This is a genomic window from Prauserella rugosa, assembly GCF_000719975.1.
GTDB lineage: Bacteria > Actinomycetota > Actinomycetes > Mycobacteriales > Pseudonocardiaceae > Prauserella > Prauserella rugosa.
In genome coordinates this window covers 79,717-100,281 of the sequence record NZ_JOIJ01000016.1, presented here as the reverse complement: position 1 = coordinate 100,281, position 20,565 = coordinate 79,717, and the positions used below count along the sequence as shown (strand labels likewise).

The window sequence follows — 20,565 nt, the reverse complement described above, 5'->3', positions numbered from 1 at the left end:
ATCTTGCGGTGCGGATCGCGTGATGTTGGGCGGATCTCGTGGCCTGGGCGGGAAACCCGCGGCTATTCGATCGTGAAGGGGTCGTAGCGGATCTGGTCGAGGGCCGTGCCCGCGACGAGCATGCGGCTGACTGTCGCCCGGATCATCGCGGGCGAGCCCGACACGAGCACGTCGTGGTCGTGCCAGGCGCCGTGGGCGGTGACCGCGTCGGGGAGCGTGCCGACCTCGAATCCGGACAGTCCCTCGTCCTGCTCGACGACGGGCCGCACGGTCAGCCACGGGTTGACCGAAGCGAGCGAGCGCAACGATTCGAGCGCGTAGAGGTCCTCGCGCTTCTGACCGCCGTAGAAGATCGTCACGTTCGGGTTCTTCCCGAACCGGCCGAGGTCGTCGAGGATCGACTGCAGCGGGGCGACACCCGTGCCGCCGGCGATCATCACCACGTCGCGGCCCGCGTCGCGGTCGACGTGGAGCCTGCCCATCGGGGCGCCGAACCGCCACACGTCGCCGGGCTGGGTGTGCCCGACGATGCCGCGGGAGACCCAGCCGCCGTCGATCGCGCGCACGTGGAACTCGAGGGAGCCGTCCGTGCGCGGCGCGTTCGCCGGGGACAGGTAGCGCCACAGACGCGGACGTTGTGGCACCTCGACGCTCAGGTACTGGCCGGGACGGAACGGGATGTGCCGGTCCGGTTCGATGCGCACGAGCGCGAGGTCCCAGCTCAACCTGCGGTGCTCGGCGACCGTGCCGGTCCACGAAGGCGGGTACTCGTCGGCCTCGGCCGCATCCTGCATGGACCGGGCGACGATCGTGAACGCCTCGGCCCACGCGCGCTCGACCTCAGGCGTCCACGCCTCCTGCAGCTGTCGTTTCACGGCGGCCAGCAGCGCCGTGCCGATCGCCTCGTAGTGGTGCGGCTGCACCCCGAACTTGCGGTGGTCGCGGCCGAGCTGCACCAGGTAGGGAGCGACGTCGTCGGGCCGGTCGACCGACTGCAGGATGTTTACGATCGCCCGCACGAGCTTGCCGCTGCGCACGTCCATGTGGATCGGGAAGAAGTCGCGCGCCTCGGGGGCGAGGGTGAACAGCATTCCGTAGAAGAACTGCGCCACCTCGGGCGTGTAGGGCTCGACCTCCTGCCACGTCTCGCGGACGTGGCGCACCATGGTCGTGACCGCTTCCGGCGTCTCGCGGTTGTCGGCGACCTTCGGGATGGGGTTGATCGGCTCGGCTGTCATGTCCTGCCGCCGTACTCGCCGAAGGACTCGTGGTTGATACGCACTGTGATCGTCAGGGCCTTTCGGAGCTAGGCGCGCGTGGGTGACCCGGCGGTCTGCGCGGAAACGCCGGCGGGGGTCGAACCACGGTCAGCGCGGCGCCGGGGCCGCGGCGCGGAGCTCACTTGCAAGCACACTGTCCAATCCACCTTTCGGTGCGTACGCACGGCCCAACCCTAGATTCATGTGCAGCTGCACGGTAGGGCGAACGCCTCAGCTCGTCCTGTTGTTGCTCCGGACGGGTGGTCGGACCGTCCGTTTTGCGGCCGATGTCACTCCGGACACAGACAATACGTGATCAGGCGGCGACGTACCGTTAATCACGTTGTGTAGTCCTTGTGACCACTCGAAGGGGTTGGACATGGGCTGAAAACGACGACGGCCCGGCACCCAAAGTTGGATGCCGGGCCGCCGAAGCCGCGTACCGCGGGGTCGGACGGGGTGGGACGGGGTCAGACGCCCGCCTTCTTGTCCTTCCGCTGGATCTCGCCGCTGTCGATCTTGCCGAGGAAGTTGTTCACCTCGCGCTTGACCACCGGCAGCAGCAGATACAGGCCGGTGATGTTGAACAGCGCCAGCGTGAACAGCACGGCGTCGGCGAAGTCGATGACCGACTGGAGCGTGAGCACCGCGCCCGCGGCCGACATCACGCAGAAGATCACCTGGTAGATGCGCAGCGACGGCGTGCTCTTGCCGAACAGATAGCCCCAGGCCTTCTCGCCGTAGTAGCCCCACGTGATCAGGGTCGACAGTGCGAACAGCACCACCGCCACCGTCAGCAGATATGGGAACCAGGGCAGCACCGTCGCGAATGCGTCGGAGGTGACGGTGACGCCGTCCGGAGCGTCCTCGCCGAGCTGGTTGACGGCGAAGATGCCCTCCGTCCAACTTGCCGGGCTGGCGATGACGATCGTCAGCGCCGTCATGGTGCAGATGATCACCGTGTCGATGAACGGCTCGAGCAGAGCCACGAAACCCTCGGTGGCGGGGTTCTTGGTCTTCACCGCGGAGTGGGCGATCGGCGCCGAACCGACACCGGCCTCGTTGGAGAACGCCGAGCGCTGGATACCGACGATCAGGGCGCCGATCACACCACCGGCGATGCCCTCGCCGGTGAACGCGCCCTCGATGATCTGCATGAACGCGTCCGGCACGTGGACGACGTTGGCGAGGATGACCACGAGGCAGGCCGCGATGTAGATGACCGCCATCGCCGGCACCAGCTTCTCGGTGACCTTGGCGATCGACTTGATGCCGCCGATGATGACCACACCGATGACGATCGCCAGGACGATGCCGAACACCAGGGCGGCGCCGTCGCTGCCGAGCAGGCCGTCCTCGCCGCCGGTGACGGTCTTGATCTGCGCGAACGCCTGGTTCGACTGGAACATGTTGCCGCCGACGATCCCGAAGAACAGGATGCCGATGGCGGTCAGGACGGCGAGGACCTTGCCGAGTCCGACGCCGAATCCGTTCTTGAAGCGGTCGGCGACACCCTTGCTCAGGTAGTACATCGGGCCGCCGGAGACCGTGCCGTCCGCGTGTTCCTCGCGGTATTTCACGCCGAGGGTGCATTCCACGAACTTCGTGGCCATGGCGAGGAAGCCGGCGCAGATCATCCAGAACGTCGCACCGGCACCACCGATGGTGACTGCGGCACCGACGCCCGCGATGTTGCCGAGTCCGACGGTGCCGGATAGTGCCGAGGCGAGGGCCTGGAAGTGGTTGATCTCGCCGGGTTCGCTCTTGTCGGTGTACTTGCCACGCACGATGTCGGTGGCGAGCTTCAGTTTGCGGAACTGGATGAAACCGAAGTAGAGCGTGAAGACGATCGCGCCGAGGATCAGCCAGGCGACGATCCAGGGGAACGAGATGGAACCGATGGTGACCTCGCCGAAGACGAAGCCGGACACGGACTCCGAGAACGGGGTGAACGTCCCCTCGATCCACCTCTCGACGCCGGCGAAGATTCCCCCGTCGTCAGCCTGCGCCAGAAGCTGGGTGGAGTCGGGCGGCGATCCGGCCGCCCCGACTGTGCTGTGCAGATACATGGTCAGGTAGTGGACCTGAACGAATGGTGTAGAGCAAGTGAATCGCCATTTTTGTTACGGCCTGTTATCGCAAGCAACGACTGTCGTCGGTGTTCGTGGGTCACTTGGCCCAGGTCAGAGCGGCAAATGGGGCAGTTCCGCGAGAAAGGTCCGGTGCTCATCGAATGGGGCGATTCTGCTCGTTTGAGCAGTCTGGGTGATCACGTACTGTGCCGGATACGTCCCGATGGGTGAGTCCGAACTCTCCGGGTCTGACCTCGCCGCGTCGCTGCCACGCCGGGCGTTGTACCGAAGGAGAAAGCCCCGAGGTCCGGCCGAAGCCGGCCTCGGGGCCTTTGCGGGTAGCAGGCGCGCGGACTACGCCTTCGTCTTCTTGTCGGTTCTCTGGATCTCGCCGGATTTGATCTTGCCGAGGAAGCCGCGGACCTCCTTCTTCACCACCGGCACGAGCAGGTACAGACCGATGATGTTGAACAGGGCCAGAGAGAAGACCACGGCGTCGGCGAACGACAGCACGCTGCCGAGCGTCAGCACACAGCCCGCGACACCCGTCAGGCAGAACAGCACCTGGTAGATGCGCACGCCGATCTTCGAACGTCCGAACAGGAACGTCCACGCCTTCTGTCCGTAGTAGCCCCACGTGATCATCGTCGAGATGGCGAACAGTGCCACCGCGACCGTCAGGACGTACGGGAACCACGGGAGCACGGTGGCGAACGCCTCGGACGTGATCGTCACGCCCTGCTCGTTGTCCGGTGCCTCGCCGCCGGCGAACACAGTCGCCTTGGTGTCGAGCCACATCTGCGGGCTGGCGATGACGATCGTCAGCGCCGTCATGGTGCAGATGACGACCGTGTCGATGAACGGCTCGAGCAGGGCCACAAGGCCCTCGGTGGCGGGGTTCTTGGTCTTCACCGCGGAGTGGGCGATCGGGGCGGAGCCGAGACCCGCTTCGTTGGAGAACGCCGAGCGCTGGAAACCGACGATGAGCGCACCGATCGCACCGCCGACAACGCCTTCACCGGTGAACGCGCCCTCGAAAATCTGCATGACCGCATCCGGCACGTGGCCGATGTTGACGACGATGACCAGCAGGCAGGCGGTGACGTAGATGACCGCCATGGCAGGTACGAGCCGGCTGGTCACGGCGCCGACCGACTTGATGCCGCCGATGATCACAAGCCCGACGAGCGCGGCCAGGACGATGCCGAAGATCAGCGCGGAACCGTCGCTGCCGAACAGCCCGTCCTCGCCACCGGTCACGCTCTTGACCTGGGAGAATGTCTGGTTGGCCTGGAACATGCTGCCGCCGGCGATGCCGAAGAACAGGATGCCGATGGCGGTCAGAACAGCGAGCACCTTGCCGAGGCCGACCCCGAACGCGTTGGGGAAGCGTTCGGCAAGCCCCTTGCGCAGGTAGTGCATCGGGCCGCCGGAGACGGTGCCGTCGGCATGTTCCTCGCGGTACTTCACGCCGAGGGTGCACTCGACGAACTTCGTACACATGCCCAGCAGGCCGGCGCAGATCATCCAGAACGTCGCACCGGCACCACCGATCGTCACGGCGACACCGACGCCGGCGATGTTGCCGAGTCCGACGGTGCCGGATAGTGCCGAGGAGAGGGCCTGGAAGTGGTTGATCTCGCCGGGCTCGCTCTTGTCGGTGTACTTGCCGCGCACGATCTGCGTGGCGAGCTTGAACCGGCGGAACTGGATGAAGCCGAAGTACCCGGTGAAGATCGCCGCGGCCAGGATCAGCCACGCCACGATCCACGGGAAGCTGATCCCGAAGACGGTGATCTCGGCGAACACGAAGGCCGAGAAGCCATCGGAGATGGGGGTGAACACCTCGTTCACCCAGTTCTCGATGGAGGCCAGGACTCCGCTGTCAGCCGCGAGGACGTGGGTGTTTCCCGACGACGGCGGCGGGCTCGTTAACACTGCGCTCGGTACAGGCATGGACTACACATTGACCCGGACGGGCTGGCTCAAACAAGCCTTTCGGCCGGTTTGTTACGCCGAGTTGTTACAACACCGGGTGTCGATTCGTGGCATAGGCCGTCTAGTCCAGTTTCAGGTTGAGCGGAACAGACTCAAGTTTTCTGACGTTGAACCACGTGACGGCAGCGTGACTGGAAGGCTGTCGACGACACAGGCGACACAGAGGTGAGGGGATGGACGCTTTCAACCCGACCACGAAGACCCAGCAGGCGATCTCGTCGGCGGCGCAGGCCGCGACGATGGCGGGCAACCCGGAGATCTCGCCCGGCCACCTGCTCGGCGCGCTCCTGGCGCAGTCCGACGGGATCGCCGGACCGCTGCTCACGGCGGTCGGTGCCGATCCCGACGCGGTGCACGCCGAGCTCGAGTCCGTGGTCGCGAAGCTCCCCGCGGCGACGGGTTCCACCGTGTCGTCCCCGAACTTCGACGGGCACGCCGTCAAGTCGCTGACGCACGCCCAGAAGCTGGCCACCGAGCTCGGCGACGAGTACGTCTCCACCGAGCACGTGCTGGTGGGCCTGGCCGCGGAGGGCGGTCCGGTGTCGCAGCTGCTGACCCGTCACGGAGCGACCCCCGACGCCCTGCGCGAGGCGTTCACCCAGGTGCGTGGTTCGGCGCGGGTCACCAACCCCGACCCCGAGGGCACCTACCAGGCGCTCGAGAAGTACGGCGTCGACCTGACCGAGCGGGCCAGGGCGGGCGATCTCGACCCGGTCATCGGCAGGGACACCGAGATCCGCCGCGTGGTGCAGGTGCTGTCGCGGCGTACGAAGAACAACCCGGTGCTGATCGGTGAGCCGGGCGTCGGCAAGACCGCGATCGTCGAGGGTCTCGCGCAGCGCATCGTCGCCGGTGACGTGCCCGAATCGCTGCGCGGTAAGCGCGTCGTCTCCCTCGACCTCGGTTCGATGGTCGCCGGGTCGAAGTACCGCGGTGAGTTCGAGGAGCGACTCAAGGCCGTACTCAAGGAGATCAAGGACTCCGAGGGGCAGGTCGTGACGTTCATCGACGAGCTGCACACCATCGTCGGCGCCGGCGCGTCCGGTGAGGGCGGCAGCATGGACGCGGGCAACATGATCAAGCCGATGCTCGCCCGCGGTGAACTGCGCATGGTCGGTGCCACGACGCTCGAGGAGTACCGCAAGTACATCGAGGCCGACGCCGCGCTGGAACGTCGTTTCCAGCAGGTGCTCGTCGGCGAACCGTCGGTCGAGGACGCCATCGGCATCCTGCGTGGACTCAAGGAGCGTTACGAGGTGCACCACGGTGTGCGCATCACCGACGGCGCCCTCGTCGCGGCCGCGACACTGTCCGATCGGTACATCACCGCGCGGTTCCTGCCGGACAAGGCCATCGACCTGGTGGACGAGGCCGCCTCGCGGCTGCGCATGGAGATCGACTCGCGGCCCGTCGAGATCGACGAGGTCGAGCGTGCCGTGCGCAGGCTGGAGATCGAGGAGATGGCACTGTCCAAGGAGGACGACGCCGCCTCGAAGGACCGGCTGGCGACCTTGCGGTCCGAACTGGCCGAGAAGCGCGAGGCACTGGGCGCCCTCACCGCCCGGTGGCAGAACGAGAAGGGCTCGATCGAACGGGTCCGCGAGCTGAAGGAACAGCTCGAGCAGCTTCGCGGCGAGGCCGACCGCGCCGAACGCGACGCCGACCTCGGCAGGGCCGCCGAGCTGCGGTACGGCCGCATCCCCGCGCTCGAGAAGGAGCTGGAGCAGGCCGCGGAGAACTCCGCGGCGGCCGACGCCGAGGTCATGCTCAAGGAAGAGGTCGGGGCTGACGACGTCGCCGACGTCGTCAGCGCATGGACCGGCATCCCGGCTGGCAGGTTGCTCGAGGGCGAGACCGGCAAGCTGCTGCGGATGGAGGACGAGCTCACCGGCCGGGTCGTCGGACAGTCCGACGCGGTCAAGGTCGTCTCCGACGCGGTGCGCAGGGCGCGCGCGGGCGTGGCCGATCCGGACCGGCCCACCGGTTCGTTCCTGTTCCTCGGGCCCACCGGTGTCGGCAAGACGGAGCTGGCCAAGGCGCTGGCCGAGTTCCTGTTCGACGACGAGCGCGCCATGTTGCGCATCGACATGAGCGAGTACTCGGAGAAGCACAGCGTCGCCAGGCTCGTCGGCGCTCCCCCGGGCTACGTCGGGTACGACCAGGGCGGGCAGCTGACCGAGACCGTCCGCAGGCGGCCGTACTCGGTGGTGCTGCTCGACGAGGTCGAGAAGGCGCACCCGGACGTGTTCGACGTGCTGTTGCAGGTCCTCGACGACGGCAGGCTGACCGACGGCCAGGGCCGCACCGTCGACTTCCGCAACACGATCCTGGTGCTAACCTCGAACCTCGGCTCGCAGGCGATCGCCGACGGTGCGCTGGAGGAGACGCAGCGGCGCGATGCGGTCATGTCGGTGGTGCAGGCGCACTTCAAACCGGAGTTCCTGAACCGCCTCGACGACATCGTGGTGTTCCACGCCCTCGGCACCGAGCAGCTCGGCGAGATCGTCGACATCCAGGTCCAGCGCCTCGGCAGGCGGCTCGCCCAGCGCAGGCTGTCCCTCGACGTCTCGCCCGCGGCGCGCGAATGGCTGGCGATCAACGGGTACGACCCGGTCTACGGTGCGCGGCCGCTGCGCAGGCTGGTCCAGTCGGCCATCGGCGACCAGCTGGCCAAACAGCTGCTCGCGGGCGAGATCCGCGACGGCGACACGGTGCACGTCGACGTGCCGGGATTCGACGCCGCAGGGGCCTCCGACACGCTCGTGGTCACTCGCGGTTCGTAATCACGCGATCCGCCCGGCCTGCCTCCTCTACGTAGCGGGCCGGGCGGGATACCCTGCTCGCGTGGGTATTCCGGCGTGGATCTGGTTCGTCGTCGCGGCCGTCGCCGCGGTGGCGGGCCTCGCACTGCTGATGACCGATCGCGCGCGAGAGAGCTCCCGGAACCGGGAGCGAGCGCGCTGGGCCGAGCTGCGCGGCTGGCAGTACGTCGAGGAGGACGAGGAGCTGCCGCGAGAATGGTCCGGCGGCGCCATCGGCTACTTCGGCGCGGAGGCCGCGGTCAACGTGGTCGCCGGGTCGACGTTCACCTCCGACGGCCGTCGTCCGGTGTTCGTGTTCGACATCGTCGCCGACGGCGTCATCCCGTCGGTGGTGGTCGCTGTGCGCTGCAACCGGGTGCAGCCCGTGCTGCTCGAGCTGTGGCTGGCCTCCGTGCCGTTCCAGCGTGCCGAGATGCCGGAGCTGCTCGGCCCGGTCGGGCAGCGCTACGCGTTCGCCGACGAGGTGAACGCGGGCCGCGCGCTCGTCACACAGGAACTCGTCGAGGCCGCCGACGCGCTGGGCGGCGACGTGGGCGTCGCGTGGATCGAGGAGGAGTGGGTGCTGGCCAGCGTCGCGCCCAACGTCGGTCCCTCGCGCCTGGAACGTCTGCTGCGCGACCTCGGCGAGATCGCCGACATCATCGACCCGTCGGCCGAGGCCATGGAGGAGCGGTACGTGCCGCCGCAGTCCGCGGCGGGCCCGGTGCCGTCCCAGTCCGCACAGCCGTCGCAGTCCACACCGGCGTCGCCTGCTTCTGAACAGGGCAGCACCGAGGAAGGCGCCAACCGCTGATGGCGACCGCGCTGATCACCGGAGCCACGTCGGGCATCGGCGCCGCGTTCGCACGCGAACTGGCGGGCCGGCACTACGACCTGGTGCTGGTCGCCAGGGACGAGACGCGCCTGCGCACGCGCGCCGACGCGCTCGCCGAGAGCTACGGCGTCACCGTCGACGTGCTGCCCGCCGACCTGGGCACCGCCGAGGGGCGTGCCCTCGTCGAGCAGCGGGTCGCCTCCGGGGTCGAGCTGTTGGTCAACAACGCGGGCCTCGGCCTGTCCGGCGAGTTCTGGACCGCCTCACCGGAGGACCTGCAACACCAGCTGGACGTGAACGTGACCGCGGTCCTCCAGCTGACGCGCGCCGCCGTGCCCGCCATGCGCGAGGCGGGCACGGGCGAGATCATCAACGTCTCGAGCGTGGCCGGGTTCTTCTCCGGCCGCGGATCGACCTACACCGCCAGCAAGGCGTGGGTGACGTCCTTCTCGGACGGACTCGCCTCCGCCCTGCACGGGTCCGGCGTGCGCGTCATGGCGCTGTGCCCCGGATTCACGCACACCGAGTTCCACGACCGGGCGGGTCTGGAGAAGTCGGGTCCGAAGGGGATCTGGCTGGACGCCGACGTCGTGGTCAGGGAGGCGCTGTCGGACCTGCGCCGCGGGAAGGCCGTGTCGGTGCCGGGCAAGCAGTACAAGTTCGCCGTCGCCGTCGGAAAGCTGTTGCCACGCGGGCTGATCCGCAGGCTCGGCGGGTTGTTCGCGGGGCGCGACCGGACCTGATCGGGCCACGTGCCAGACTGCGAACCGTGGCGACACCCTCGTTGGATCAAGCGGCGAAGAGCGAACTGGCCAGACTCGTCACCGAGCTGTGCGTCGTGCACGGCAAGGTGACGCTCGCATCGGGCGCCGAGGCCGACTACTACATCGACCTGCGCCGGGCGACGCTGCACCACGCGGCGGCCCCACTCATCGGCACCCTGCTCAGGCAGCTCACGGCGGACTGGAGCTACGTCTCCGTCGGCGGGCTGACCCTCGGGGCCGACCCGGTGGCGACGTCGATGCTGCACTCCGCGGCCTCGGACGGCATGGTGCTCGACGCCTTCGTGGTGCGGAAGAACCTCAAGGAACACGGCATGCAACGCCGGATCGAGGGCATGGAGGTCGCCGGTCAGCGCGTCCTCGCCGTCGAGGACACGTCCACGACCGGCGGCAGTGTGCTCACCGCGGTCGAGGCGTTGAACGAGGCGGGCGCGACGGTCGTCGGCGTGGCCACGGTCGTCGACCGTGCCACGGGCGCACGCGAGGCCATCGAAGCCGCCGGGCTGGAGTACCGCTACCTCCTCGACCTCGACGACCTGGGCCTGACGTCGAGCTGACGATCCGTTTGCAGCTGCAATTGATGGCTCCTCGTGGGCCATCGGGGCGGCCATGAGAGGCAGACTTCTCCCTTCCGCGACGAAGGGAGCCGACGTTGTCTGCCGACGGCACGGGACTGACCCGCCGGATGTTGCTGCGTTCCATTGGTGCCGCCGGCGGGGCGGGCGTCATGTTCGAGTCGATGCGCACGCTCGGGCTCCTCGCGCCGCCGCAAGCACTGGCGGCACCGGATTTCCGCGAACCGCGCGCCGGTGACCTCCCTTCGGACGCCCGCGGCGCGACGGTCGTCGTGCTCGGGGCGGGGATCGCCGGGCTCACGGCTGCCTACGAGCTCGGCAAGGCCGGGTACCGCTGCGTCGTCCTCGAAGCCGCCGAGCGCGTCGGCGGGCGCAACTGGACCGTGCGCGCCGGCACGACCGACACCGACCTCGACGGGAACACCCAGACGGCGCGGTTCACCCGCGACGACGACACGTATTTCAACGCCGGCCCCGGCCGCATCCCGCAGTCCCACATCACCGTGGACTACTGCCACGAACTCGGCGTGCGGCTCGAACCGCTGCTCAGTTCGAACGCCAACGCGTTCCTCCACCGCGACGGCGACGATCCGCACATGCACCGCACGGTGAAGGCCGACCACCACGGGTACGTGGCCGAACTGCTGTCCAAGGCCGTCGACGCAGGAGCCCTCGACGCCGAGCTGACCGCGGACGACAAGGAGGCGCTGCTGACGTTCCTCTCCGGCTTCGGTGACATCGGCGAGAAGGCCGACGGATTCGCCTACACCGGCAGCAGCAGGCGGGGCTACTCGGTCGAGCCGGGTGCCGCCGACCAGGAAGGCGTCGTGCGCGGCCCGACCCCGTCGCTGTCGGAGACGCTCTCGAGCGGGCTCGGCCGGTACCTGCAGCTCGAACTCGGCTACGACCAGGCGATGACGATGCTGCAACCGGTCGGCGGCATGGACGCCATCGTCGATGCCCTCCTCGCCGCCGCACGGCGGGGTGGCGCCCGGGTCGTCACCGGCGCCCGGGCCACCGAACTGCGCAACACCGACGGCGGCGTCGAGGTGACGTACCGGTCCGGGGGTGAGAAGTCCGTGCTGCGCGGCGATTTCTGCATCGCGACGCTGCCGACGCACCTCATGGCCGAGCTGCCGACGAACCTCGACCCGGCGATCGCCACGGCTCTGCGCACCCCGGAGATCTGGGCCGCGGGCAAACTCGGTCTTGAATACGACCGGCGCTGGTGGGAGCTCGACGAGCGCATCTACGGCGGGATCACCTACACCGACCTCGACCTGCTCAGCATGTGGTATCCCTCCCACGGCTTCGCCCGCGACCACGGAATCCTCGTCGGCTACTACAACGAGGGCCCGATGGCGGAGGCCTACGGCGCATTGTCGCCTGCCGAGCGGAAACGCCGAGCCCTGGCCGAGGGGGCGAAGATCCACGGCGAGAAGTACCGACGCGGCGTGCGGGCCTCGTTCTCGGTGGCGTGGGACCGCACTCCGCACCTCGAGGGCGGCTGGGCCATGTGGTCGTCGTACGGGCCGGAGTACGACCTGCTGAATCGGCCCGCGGGCAACGTCTACTTCGCCGGTGACTGGCTCAGCCACCAGACCGCATGGCAGGCCGGGGCGATGGACTCCGCACGGTACGTCGTGTCGGCGCTGCACGAACGCGTCGCCGCCCGCTGACCGCGTCCGGCCGGTGAAGGCGAGTGCCGGCCGGTGGCGGCGAAAAAGCACCCACACAGGCTAGCGGCGATATCGGAACCGTAACGGCTGAGTCCGGTTTCTCCCCTAGGGGAATTCTCGGAAGCGGAATACCTGCCCGGCCCGCTATGTTGATTCGAGTAAAGGGGGATGGTCGCCGGTCATCGAGGCAGGTGGGGTTCGATGTTGTGGCTGCTGACGACGTTGGTCACCGTCGTGCACTTCATCGCGCTCGCCTACATCGGACTCGGCGGATTTCTGGCCTGGATTTGGCCTCGATCAATCTTCGTGCACGGCGTTTTCGCGTTCTGGGGAATCGCGGTCAACGTCTTTCCGCTCGCGTGCCCGCTGACCGTCGTCGAGGACTTCCTGCGTGAGCAACGCGGTCTCGGCCCCCTGCCGGGCGGGTTCAACGACTACTACATCTACGGCACGCTCGTGCCCGAGTCGATGCTGCCGTTCGTCGCGGTGGCGGCGCTACTGCTCGTGGCGGGCTCGTACGTCGGTGCCTACGTGCTCCACCGGCACCGGGACGCCGATCCGAGCGCCCGGCATTCGATCCGCCTCGGCTGAGCCTCCGCGCCGCGCGCGAGAATGGACTGCGTGACGTCTGATGCGAACGTGGCGGGGCCCAGCGAGTGGGGCGGCCGTCCCGAGGTCGGTGTGGGGCCGTGGGAAGGACCTTGGCCGAACGACGAACGGTACGACCCCGAGCTCCTCGCCGAAGGCGACCGCCGCAACGTCGTCGACGCCTACCGGTACTGGCGGCGCGAGGCGATCGTGGCCGACATGGACACGCGCAGGCATCCGTTCCACGTGGCCATCGAGAACTGGCAGCACGACCACAACATCGGCACGGTGGTGCGCACGGCCAACGCGTTCGCCGCGGCCGCCGTCCACATCGTCGGCAAGCGCCGGTGGAACCGGCGCGGTGCGATGGTGACCGACCGCTACCAGCACCTCCACCACCATCCGACGGTCGACGGCCTCGTCGAGTTCGCACGGGCGCGGGCGCTGCCGCTGGTGGCCGTCGACAACACCACGGGCGCGGAGCCGCTCGAGACCGCCGAGCTGCCCCGCGAGTGCGTGCTGTTGTTCGGCCAGGAAGGCCCCGGGCTGTCGGTGGAGGCACAGGAGGCGGCCGAGTTGGTCGTGTCGATAGCCCAGTTCGGCACCACGCGGTCCATCAACGCCGGTGTCGCCGCCGGCATCGTCATGCACACCTGGGTCCGTCAGCACGCCGACGTCGCGAACGCCTGGTGATCCGCCGTTCCGGCTCGCCGTGCCGGAACGCGCCTCGAGGCGGAGTTGTCTTCTCCGGCCGAACGGGCGAGCGCACCCCGAGGGCGCAACACGAGACCCCGAAGGCGCAACACGCGGCCCTGAAGGCGCAACACGGCTTCCCGAGGGCGCAACACGCGGCCCTGGGGGCGTTACTTCGTTGGGTTTCCCGCCAGTGCGGTTTCGCGGGGGCTTGACGACACGGCGCCGCAGGAGGCGCGGACGCGCAGTTGCGGGCTGAGCCGCACGGTCTCCGCGTCGCACTCCGGGTCGGCGAAACGTCGCAGCAGCAGGCGCATCGCCTCCCTGCCGATGTCGGCGACGGGTTGGGCCATCGTGGTCAGCGGCGGCTCGACGAGATCGGCCCACTCGGGGTCGTCGAACCCGGCGAGCGCGAGGTCCGTGCCGATCCGCAGGCCGCGCCTGCGCGCCTCGAGCAGCACTCCGGCCGACATCGCGTCGTCAGCGGCCAGCACCGCGGTGGGCGGTTCAGCCAGGGTGAGCAACTGAGCGAGAGCGGCCGCACCACCCTCGCGGGAGAAATCGCCCGCCGCGACGAGTTCGGCGTTCCACGGCACGCCCGCGCGGCCGAGGCCGAGCCGGTGGCCCAGCACCCGCTCGTCGCTCGTGACCTGCCCCTCCGGTCCGCTGACGAACCCGACCCGCCGGTGTCCCTGCGCCACGACGTGTTCGGTGAGCGCCGACATGGCCTGGATGTTCTCGGGGCCGACCTGGTCGACGTCGCTGCGCGTGGTCAGCCGGTCGAGCAGCACGGTCGGCACTTCGGCCGCGAGGAGCTCGTCGACGACCTCCTTGTCTCCCGGCGCGGAGACCAGCAGCAGTCCCTCGACGCGGTGCGCACGCAGGGCGCGAACCACCGACCGCTGCGTCTCGACGTCGTCGTGGGTGTCGGACAGCAGCACCGTGTAGCCTGCGGCGGCGGCCTCGCGCTCGATCGCCTGGACGAGGGTGGCCACGTGGGGGCTGCCGCTGAGTGAGACCGCGAGCCCGATCGTCCTGCTGCCTCCCGTGACCAGCGAGCGGGCGATGACGTCGCCGGTGTAGCCGGTCTGTTCGATCGCCGCGAGCACGGCCTCCTTCGTGGCCGGTGCCACGGCTCTCGTGCCGTTCACGACGTGTGACACGGTGGTGATCGACACCCCGGCCAGCTCGGCGATGTCGCGCTGGGTCGGCCGGCGGTGAGGCCTCTGCGTGGGCACGGGTGCGCGGGACTCCTTCCGGTGTCGACGGACGGGCAAACGGGCGGGCAAGCGTTTGCGCAGGCGATTGCGCGGCACGATACCGCTGCCTACCGTCAGTCTCGATCACGGCCCGGCCTGCCGCGGCCGCACGGGGTGGGGTAGGACAGCGGCATCGTGGGGCACGGGCGATGATGGGAGCGAGATGACGACTTTCGACGATCTGCTGGCACGCGCTGAGGCGCTCGCCGCATCCGGTGAGCGAAAGGTGCTCGGCATCGCGGGCGCCCCGGCCTCGGGCAAGACGACGTTGGCCTGGCGATTGGCCGGTGCACTCGGCAACCGCGCCAAGGTGGTGGGAATGGACGGCTTCCACCTCGCGCAGGTGGAGCTCGCCCGCCTCGGCAACGCCGACCGCAAGGGTGCTCCCGACACGTTCGACGGTGTCGGCTACGCGCACCTGGTGCGCAGGCTCGCCGCCGGTGACGAGCGCGTGTACGCGCCGGAGTTCCGCAGGGAGATCGAGGAGCCGATCGCGGGTGCCGTGGCCGTGCCCGAGGACGTGCCGCTCGTGATCACCGAAGGCAACTACCTGCTGCTCGACACCGAGCCGTGGGCCCAGTTGCGTCCGCTGCTGGCCGAGGCGTGGTTCCTGCAGCCCGAGGAGGACGTCCGGATCGAACGGCTGGTCACCCGCCACCGTAAGTACGGGCGTTCCCTGGTGGAGGCACAGCAGCGCGCGTGGGGATCCGACCAGCGCAACGCCGACCTCGTGGCGCCCAGTGCGGCGCGTGCGGACCTCGTCGTGACCGACATGGAGCTGCCGAACTTCGCCGTGTGAGCCCGTCGAGCCCGTCGAGCCCGCCGAGCCAGTCGTGGCCCGGCGGTGCTGCCGCGCCTGCCTCGGCGAGGGCCGGCTGGGGATGTCCGGCCGCACTTGTGGACGGCCTGTGGATAACCCGGAGTTGTCCACAGGCTTGTCCACACGTGGATATGCACACTGCACGCGGAAAAATGCCGCGACGAGGTCCACTGCCTTCCGGTAACCTCGAACGCGGCCTGTTGCCGTTCTTGGGAGAACACGAAATGGGTGACCACTGACCGCTCCGCGTTGATCGCCGAGCCCGAGCCGACTCGTTCGGCATGGTCCGGCAGAGCCCGTACCCGGCAGAGCCCGTATCTCGGCTCGTCAGGGTGCGATCGCTGATCCGCGGAGCAGCCACCGGCGCGTGCCGGTGGTGTCGAGTGTCGTGGTCCGCCCGATCTCCCGAGGAATCAGCCGTGTCCGACGTGTCCGCCGCCGTCACTCCCGCTTCGATCGTCTGCTCCCACCTGTCGTTCGCCTGGCCCGACGACACCCCCGTCTTCGACGACCTGTCCTTCACCGTCGGCCGCGGCCGCACGGGGCTCGTCGCGCCCAACGGCGCGGGCAAGAGCACGCTGCTCGCGCTCATCGCGGGCGTCCATCGGCCGACCGCGGGAACGGTGACCGTGGGCGGCGTGCTCGGCTACCTGCCGCAGACCCTGCCCTACCGCGCCGAATCCACGGTCGGCGACGTTCTCGGCGTCTCCGAGGTGCTTGCCTCGATCGCCGCGATCGAGGCCGGGGACGTCGACGAACGCCACTTTTCGGTCGTCGGCAACGCGTGGGACATCGAGGAGACCTCTCGTGCCCTGCTCGACCGGCTCGGCCTGCGAGGCATCGAACTGGGCCGCCGCCTGGACACGCTCTCCGGCGGCCAGATCGTGCAGCTGGGACTGGTCGCGGAGCTGCTCGCCGAGCCCGACGTGCTGCTGCTCGACGAACCCACCAACAACCTCGACGCCGACGCCAGGCAGGCGCTCTACGACGTGCTCGACGGATGGTCGGGCTGTCTGCTCGTCGTCAGTCACGACCGCACGCTGCTCGACCGGATGGACCGCATCGCCGAACTCGACAGCAGCCGACCGGGCGGCGAGATCCGGTTCTTCGGTGGCGGGTTCACCGCCTACGCCGAGGCGGTCGAGGCCGAACGGGACGCGGCCGAACAACGCATCCGCACCGCCAAGCAGCAGGTCAAACGCGAGAAGCGGGAAATGCAGGAGGCCAGGGAGCGTGCCGCGCGTCGCAGCGGTACGGCTGCGCGCAAGGTCGCCGACGCGGGACTGCCGAAGATCGTCGCGGGGGAACTCAAGCGCAAGGCGCAGGTGTCGGCGGCGAAGGCGGACGACGTGCACTCGGAACGCCTGTCCCAGGCCAGGCAGCGCCTCGACGAGGCGGAGCGGTCGCTGCGGGACGACGACGCCATCGTGGTCGACCTGCCGCAGACCCGCGTGCCCGCGGGACGGACCGTGTTCCAGGGTGAAGGAATCCGGGTGCGTGACCTGTTCGAGGGGCGGATCGACACGGTCGACGCCGAAGGCGAGGTCGTCGAGACCGCCGTCGAGGGGATCGACCTGGCCATTCGCGGACCGGAGCGGATCGCGTTGACGGGACCGAACGGTGCCGGAAAGTCGACGCTGCTGAAGGTCATCGCCGGGACCGTCGAACCGGACGCGGGCAGTGTGCGACGAGCCGAGGGGCGCGTCGCCTACCTGTCGCAGCGGCTGGACGTACTGGATGCGGACCGGTCGGTGGCGGAGAACCTCGCCGCGTTCGCACCGTCGATGACACCGGTGGACCGGATGAACCTGTTGGCCCGCTTCCTGTTCCGCGGCGACGGGGCGCATCGCCGGGTGGGCGCGTTGTCGGGCGGGGAGCTGTTGCGGGCGACGCTCGTGTGCACGCTGTTCGCCGAGCCCGCGCCGCAGCTGCTCCTGCTCGACGAGCCCACCAACAACCTCGACCTGGTCAGTGTGGGCCAACTGGAGAGCGCGCTGCGCGCGTACGAGGGAGCGATGGTGGTGGTCAGCCACGACGCCGAATTCCTGTCCGCGCTGAACCCGACTCGCCACCTGTCCCTGCGTCACGGCCTGCTCACCACGCAGTGACCGCAACGCCGCCAGCCGTCTCGGCGGTGCACGCTCAGGCGGGTTCCTCCATGGGTTTGCGCATCTCCTGCCGGTAGCGGTAGATGCCGTACACCGTGCCGCCGACGAAGAAGGCGATGCTGGCCCAGACCAGCGTCGTCTTCAGCCACGGCATGCTTTCGAGCAGGCCCGCGCCGTAGAACCCGACCAGCACCAGCGTCGGCACCCAGAGCAGGGCACCCGCCGTGGTGGCGAGCATGAACCTGCGGGCGTCCATCCTCGCCGCGCCGGCGATCAGTGGGGCCAGCGTGCGGATCCACGGGATCCACCGCGCCAGGACGATGGCGAGGAAACCCTTGCGATTGAGGAAGTCGCGCGCGCGATCGAGGTTGTCCTGGTTCAGCACCTTGCCACCGCGGCGGGCGACGAACCGGGTGCCCGTGTGCCTGCCGATGCGGTAGCCGACCTGGTTGCCCGCCACCGCGGTGATCAGCGCGGCCAGCGACAGCGCCCAGGCTTCCAGGTCGGGCGAGCCGTGTTGGGCGAGGATGATGCCCGCACCGAACAACAGCGAGTCGCCGGGCAGGAACAGTCCGATGATCACGGCGCATTCGATGAACACGAACGCGAGCACGACGATCCAGACCAGCACCGGACCGGCCGTCGCGAGCCAGTCCAGTCCGACCCCGGAACCCTCGGCAAACACAGAACTCACATCGGGCAGCGTACGTCGTCGCACGTCGCCCACGCCCAGGTGAGCACGCGAAAGCGGGCCCGGGGGGCGATCACATCTCGGGGAGCCGGTCCCCCTGCACGACCTGGAGGTCGATCTCCACCTTCACGGTGGTGCCGACCGCGGCCACACCCGCCCGCACCATCGCGTTGTAGTTGATCGCGAAGTCGTCGCGGCGCAACTGGGTCTCGGCGTGGAAGGCGGCGCGCGTGCCACCCCACGGGTCGGGTCCGTAACCGCCGTAGGTCATCTCCAGCGAGACGGGCTTGCGCTGGCCGTGCAGCGTCAGTTCGCCGTCGAGGGTCCATTCGGCCGACCCGCGCTGGACCAGACCCGTGCTGACGAAGTCGATCGTCGGGTGGTTGTCGACGTCGAGGAACTCGGCCGAGCGCAGGTGGTCGTCGCGCATCTTGATGCCCGTGTCGATGGTCCCCGCGCTGATCTGTGCGTGCACGGTCGACTGTTCGACGGGACGCGCGATGTCGAGCCTGCCCTGCACCTCGCCGAAACGCCCCTTGATGCTCGAGATGCCCAGGTGCCGTGCGGCGAACTGGACCGTCGAGTGCATCGGGTCGATCACCCACGGGCCGGTCGGCGGGAGCTCGATGGCGCCCTCCTCCGGCTCCAGGACGATCTCGCCGAGTTCGGCCCCGCCCACTCCGCCGATCTGCGCGGTGCGGGCGACGGGCAGATAGCCGGCTGCGGTCACCACCGCGGTGTAAACCCCTGGAGCGAGGTCGCCGGTGCCGACCGTGCCCTGGGCGTTGGCCGTCGCGTGCGCCGCCTGGCGTCCGCTCAGATCGGTGACGGTGAGAACGGCGTGCTCGATTCCCCACCCGTCGGTCGTGCGGACGGTGGCGGACAGTCCCGGCATCAGCGGTGTGTTCCCTTCAGCTCGTGCAGCACTTGTTCGTATCCCAGGCGGACGTCGTGGGTTGCTTCGCCTTCGGTGGCGCTGACCTGGCTCGCCACGGGCGGATAACCGCTCGCCACGACCGTGTAGTCGCCGCCGGGCAGGTCGGCGACCGTGTAGCGGCCGTCGGCGTCGGTCCGTGTCACCGCGACCACCTGCCCGCCCTGGTCGAGGACGGTGATCCGCGCGTCCGGCACCACGCGTCCTTCCTCGGTGCGCGCGATCCCGGTCAGCCGTACGGCTCCGCCGAGCTCGAGGTCCTGACGGACGACCTCGCCGTCGGGCACGGTCAGCGTCATCGCGGTCGGCCGCAGCCCTTCGCCGCTGGCGACGATCGTGTACGTGCCCGCGTCGATCTCGGTGAGTAGGTAGCCGCCATCCGATCGTGTGATGCTAGCGCCGATCACTTCACCGCGGGAGTCCGCCATCGTCACGGTTGCGCCCTCGATCGGGGTGCCGTGCCTGCCCTCGGTGCGGACCACGCCCATCACCTGCGCCGAACCGTGCATGACCAGGTGCAACGGTGCGGTTTCGCCGGCGGTAGCGGGTACGTTGACCGCCAGTGGCCGGTGGCCCGCCGCCGACACGATCAGCACGTAGGTGCCCGCACCCAGCGTGTCGAAGCGGAAGCCGCCTTCACCCGACGAGGTGGTGCGTGCGATCTGCTCCCCCGCAATGGCGTCGATCAGCGTCACCGTCGCGCCGGTGATCGGTGTGCCGTCCGGATCGGCGAGATCGCCCGCGATCTCGCACTCGGCCCGGTCGTCGAGCTGCGCGGTCATGCTCGCTCCACCGCCGTGTTCGCCGGCTCCGCCGTGTTCGCTGGGGCCGCCGTGTCTGCCGGATCCGTGTCCGGCGACGTCGGTGGGTTCTGCTGCTGGAAGTTCTCGAACTCGTCGTTGAGCCTGCCGAGCAGGTGGGTGACCGCCACGCGGTCGTCGCGCTCCCACTCCTGCAGCATCGAGGCGATCGACTTGGCCCTGAGCTTGCGGTTCTCCTCGAACACGCGCTGGCCCTCCGCGGTCGGGGCGAGCAACGTCGCGCGCCCGTCCTCGGGGTCGGCGGTGCGCTCCACCAGCCCGTGCTGCACCAGCATCGTGCTCTGCCTGCTGACCGTGGAGATGTCGGAGTGCATCGCGTCGGCCAGTGCGGACGTGCGCTGCGGTCCGTTGTTGACGAGGTAGAACAGGATCGCGTAGGCGGCGCGCTCGATACCGTCCGGCCCGATCTTGGACATGTACGACTTCGTCTTGGCCATCGCTCGGAAGAACCGCACGAGTTGCGTGCCGAGTTCGTCGGCGAGGTCGAGGTCGTCCTGGGAGGGGTCTGGCATGGGTACGTCTTTCACCGCTGCTTCGTCGGCCGGCGCGGTCGTCGACCCGGCATGCACCGGATTGTTTGTTATGTGCAACTAGTTTCAGCTTACGCGAGCATGTCGCCGACGTCCCGCCGATGCAAGCCGCCGAGGAGT

At 69.0% G+C, this 20,565-nt stretch carries 17 protein-coding genes; 9 read left to right on the top strand and 8 right to left on the bottom strand.

Annotated elements, in window-relative coordinates; all coding sequences use genetic code 11:
• Window positions 1–62 precede the first annotated feature (62 nt).
• The 3 genes from IF64_RS0119900 to IF64_RS0119890 form a co-directional block, all read right to left on the bottom strand.
• Window positions 63–1,238, bottom strand: a complete 1,176-nt coding sequence (locus tag IF64_RS0119900; protein WP_030533668.1) for a globin domain-containing protein — start codon at window positions 1,236–1,238, stop codon at window positions 63–65.
• A 491-nt stretch (window positions 1,239–1,729) separates the two neighbouring features.
• A complete protein-coding gene (locus tag IF64_RS0119895; protein WP_030533667.1) occupies window positions 1,730–3,328 on the bottom strand; it encodes an alanine/glycine:cation symporter family protein in 1,599 nt (532 codons plus the stop codon).
• 357 nt (window positions 3,329–3,685) lie between these two features.
• The gene (locus tag IF64_RS0119890) at window positions 3,686–5,287 is read right to left on the bottom strand and encodes an alanine/glycine:cation symporter family protein (protein WP_030533666.1); all 1,602 of its coding nucleotides are present in this window, start codon (window positions 5,285–5,287) and stop codon (window positions 3,686–3,688) included.
• Window positions 5,288–5,502: 215 nt separating this feature from the next.
• Between IF64_RS0119890 and clpB the strand changes: the two genes are divergently transcribed.
• From clpB to IF64_RS0119855, 7 genes are all read left to right on the top strand, one after another.
• Window positions 5,503–8,112, top strand: a complete 2,610-nt coding sequence (clpB, locus tag IF64_RS0119885; protein WP_030533665.1) for an ATP-dependent chaperone ClpB — start codon at window positions 5,503–5,505, stop codon at window positions 8,110–8,112.
• A 61-nt stretch (window positions 8,113–8,173) separates the two neighbouring features.
• Complete coding sequence (locus IF64_RS0119880; protein ID WP_030533664.1) at window positions 8,174–8,944, top strand: type III secretion system chaperone family protein; 771 nt, start codon at window positions 8,174–8,176, stop codon at window positions 8,942–8,944.
• Window positions 8,944–9,708: an SDR family NAD(P)-dependent oxidoreductase gene (locus IF64_RS0119875; RefSeq protein WP_030533663.1), complete on the top strand. Its 765-nt coding sequence runs from the start codon at window positions 8,944–8,946 to the stop codon at window positions 9,706–9,708. The genes IF64_RS0119880 and IF64_RS0119875 overlap by 1 nt, the downstream gene beginning before the upstream one ends.
• A 26-nt stretch (window positions 9,709–9,734) precedes the next feature.
• Window positions 9,735–10,304 carry an orotate phosphoribosyltransferase gene (gene pyrE / locus IF64_RS0119870; RefSeq protein WP_030533662.1) on the top strand — a complete coding sequence of 190 codons (570 nt, stop codon included), beginning with the start codon at window positions 9,735–9,737 and terminating at the stop codon, window positions 10,302–10,304.
• A gap of 95 nt (window positions 10,305–10,399) precedes the next feature.
• Window positions 10,400–12,001, top strand: a complete 1,602-nt coding sequence (locus tag IF64_RS0119865) for a flavin monoamine oxidase family protein (RefSeq protein WP_281292260.1) — start codon at window positions 10,400–10,402, stop codon at window positions 11,999–12,001.
• Between the two features lie 201 nt (window positions 12,002–12,202).
• Window positions 12,203–12,592, top strand: a complete 390-nt coding sequence (locus tag IF64_RS0119860) for a DUF2784 domain-containing protein (protein WP_030533660.1) — start codon at window positions 12,203–12,205, stop codon at window positions 12,590–12,592.
• Between the two features lie 21 nt (window positions 12,593–12,613).
• The gene (locus IF64_RS0119855; protein ID WP_030533659.1) at window positions 12,614–13,282 is read left to right on the top strand and encodes a TrmH family RNA methyltransferase; all 669 of its coding nucleotides are present in this window, start codon (window positions 12,614–12,616) and stop codon (window positions 13,280–13,282) included.
• Window positions 13,283–13,452: 170 nt separating this feature from the next.
• On the opposite strand, the gene IF64_RS0119850 is transcribed toward IF64_RS0119855, so the two are convergent.
• Complete coding sequence (locus tag IF64_RS0119850) at window positions 13,453–14,520, bottom strand: LacI family DNA-binding transcriptional regulator (RefSeq protein WP_051758012.1); 1,068 nt, start codon at window positions 14,518–14,520, stop codon at window positions 13,453–13,455.
• A gap of 184 nt (window positions 14,521–14,704) precedes the next feature.
• Here IF64_RS0119850 and IF64_RS0119845 point away from each other — a divergent pair, with 184 nt between their 5' ends.
• Together IF64_RS0119845 and IF64_RS0119840 are read left to right on the top strand one after the other, a co-directional pair.
• The gene (locus IF64_RS0119845) at window positions 14,705–15,340 is read left to right on the top strand and encodes a nucleoside/nucleotide kinase family protein (RefSeq protein ID WP_030533657.1); all 636 of its coding nucleotides are present in this window, start codon (window positions 14,705–14,707) and stop codon (window positions 15,338–15,340) included.
• Window positions 15,341–15,780: 440 nt separating this feature from the next.
• Entirely contained in the window at window positions 15,781–17,469 is a 1,689-nt protein-coding gene (locus IF64_RS0119840; RefSeq protein ID WP_246134803.1) for an ABC-F family ATP-binding cassette domain-containing protein, read from the top strand.
• Window positions 17,470–17,503: 34 nt separating this feature from the next.
• Here the strand turns inward: IF64_RS0119840 and IF64_RS0119835 are convergent, their stop codons facing one another.
• The 4 genes from IF64_RS0119835 to IF64_RS0119820 all read right to left on the bottom strand — a co-directional run bounded on the left by IF64_RS0119835 (window position 17,504) and on the right by IF64_RS0119820 (window position 20,427).
• Window positions 17,504–18,163 carry a DedA family protein gene (locus tag IF64_RS0119835; RefSeq protein WP_030533655.1) on the bottom strand — a complete coding sequence of 220 codons (660 nt, stop codon included), beginning with the start codon at window positions 18,161–18,163 and terminating at the stop codon, window positions 17,504–17,506.
• Window positions 18,164–18,233: 70 nt separating this feature from the next.
• Window positions 18,234–19,055, bottom strand: coding sequence for a YceI family protein (locus tag IF64_RS0119830; RefSeq protein WP_030533654.1), 822 nt, complete (start codon window positions 19,053–19,055; stop codon window positions 18,234–18,236).
• Entirely contained in the window at window positions 19,055–19,876 is an 822-nt protein-coding gene (locus IF64_RS0119825) for an MSCRAMM family protein (RefSeq protein WP_030533653.1), read from the bottom strand. The genes IF64_RS0119830 and IF64_RS0119825 overlap by 1 nt, the downstream gene beginning before the upstream one ends.
• The gene (locus IF64_RS0119820) at window positions 19,873–20,427 is read right to left on the bottom strand and encodes a MarR family winged helix-turn-helix transcriptional regulator (protein ID WP_048807584.1); all 555 of its coding nucleotides are present in this window, start codon (window positions 20,425–20,427) and stop codon (window positions 19,873–19,875) included. Before IF64_RS0119820 ends, IF64_RS0119825 begins: the two co-directional genes overlap by 4 nt.
• Window positions 20,428–20,565 lie beyond the last annotated feature (138 nt).

What these genes read in the sequence shown, in the direction of transcription:
- IF64_RS0119895 (WP_030533667.1), bottom strand. Translation starts at nt 3,328, where the DNA reads ATGTATCTGCACAGCACAGTCGGGGCGGCCGGATCGCCGCCCGACTCC.
- IF64_RS0119855 (WP_030533659.1), top strand. Translation starts at nt 12,614, where the DNA reads ATGGACTGCGTGACGTCTGATGCGAACGTGGCGGGGCCCAGCGAGTGG.
- IF64_RS0119890 (WP_030533666.1), bottom strand. Translation starts at nt 5,287, where the DNA reads ATGCCTGTACCGAGCGCAGTGTTAACGAGCCCGCCGCCGTCGTCGGGA.
- clpB (WP_030533665.1), top strand. Translation starts at nt 5,503, where the DNA reads ATGGACGCTTTCAACCCGACCACGAAGACCCAGCAGGCGATCTCGTCG.
- IF64_RS0119875 (WP_030533663.1), top strand. Translation starts at nt 8,944, where the DNA reads ATGGCGACCGCGCTGATCACCGGAGCCACGTCGGGCATCGGCGCCGCG.
- IF64_RS0119845 (WP_030533657.1), top strand. Translation starts at nt 14,705, where the DNA reads ATGACGACTTTCGACGATCTGCTGGCACGCGCTGAGGCGCTCGCCGCA.
- IF64_RS0119825 (WP_030533653.1), bottom strand. Translation starts at nt 19,876, where the DNA reads ATGACCGCGCAGCTCGACGACCGGGCCGAGTGCGAGATCGCGGGCGAT.
- IF64_RS0119820 (WP_048807584.1), bottom strand. Translation starts at nt 20,427, where the DNA reads ATGCCAGACCCCTCCCAGGACGACCTCGACCTCGCCGACGAACTCGGC.
- IF64_RS0119860 (WP_030533660.1), top strand. Translation starts at nt 12,203, where the DNA reads ATGTTGTGGCTGCTGACGACGTTGGTCACCGTCGTGCACTTCATCGCG.
- IF64_RS0119900 (WP_030533668.1), bottom strand. Translation starts at nt 1,238, where the DNA reads ATGACAGCCGAGCCGATCAACCCCATCCCGAAGGTCGCCGACAACCGC.
- IF64_RS0119830 (WP_030533654.1), bottom strand. Translation starts at nt 19,055, where the DNA reads ATGCCGGGACTGTCCGCCACCGTCCGCACGACCGACGGGTGGGGAATC.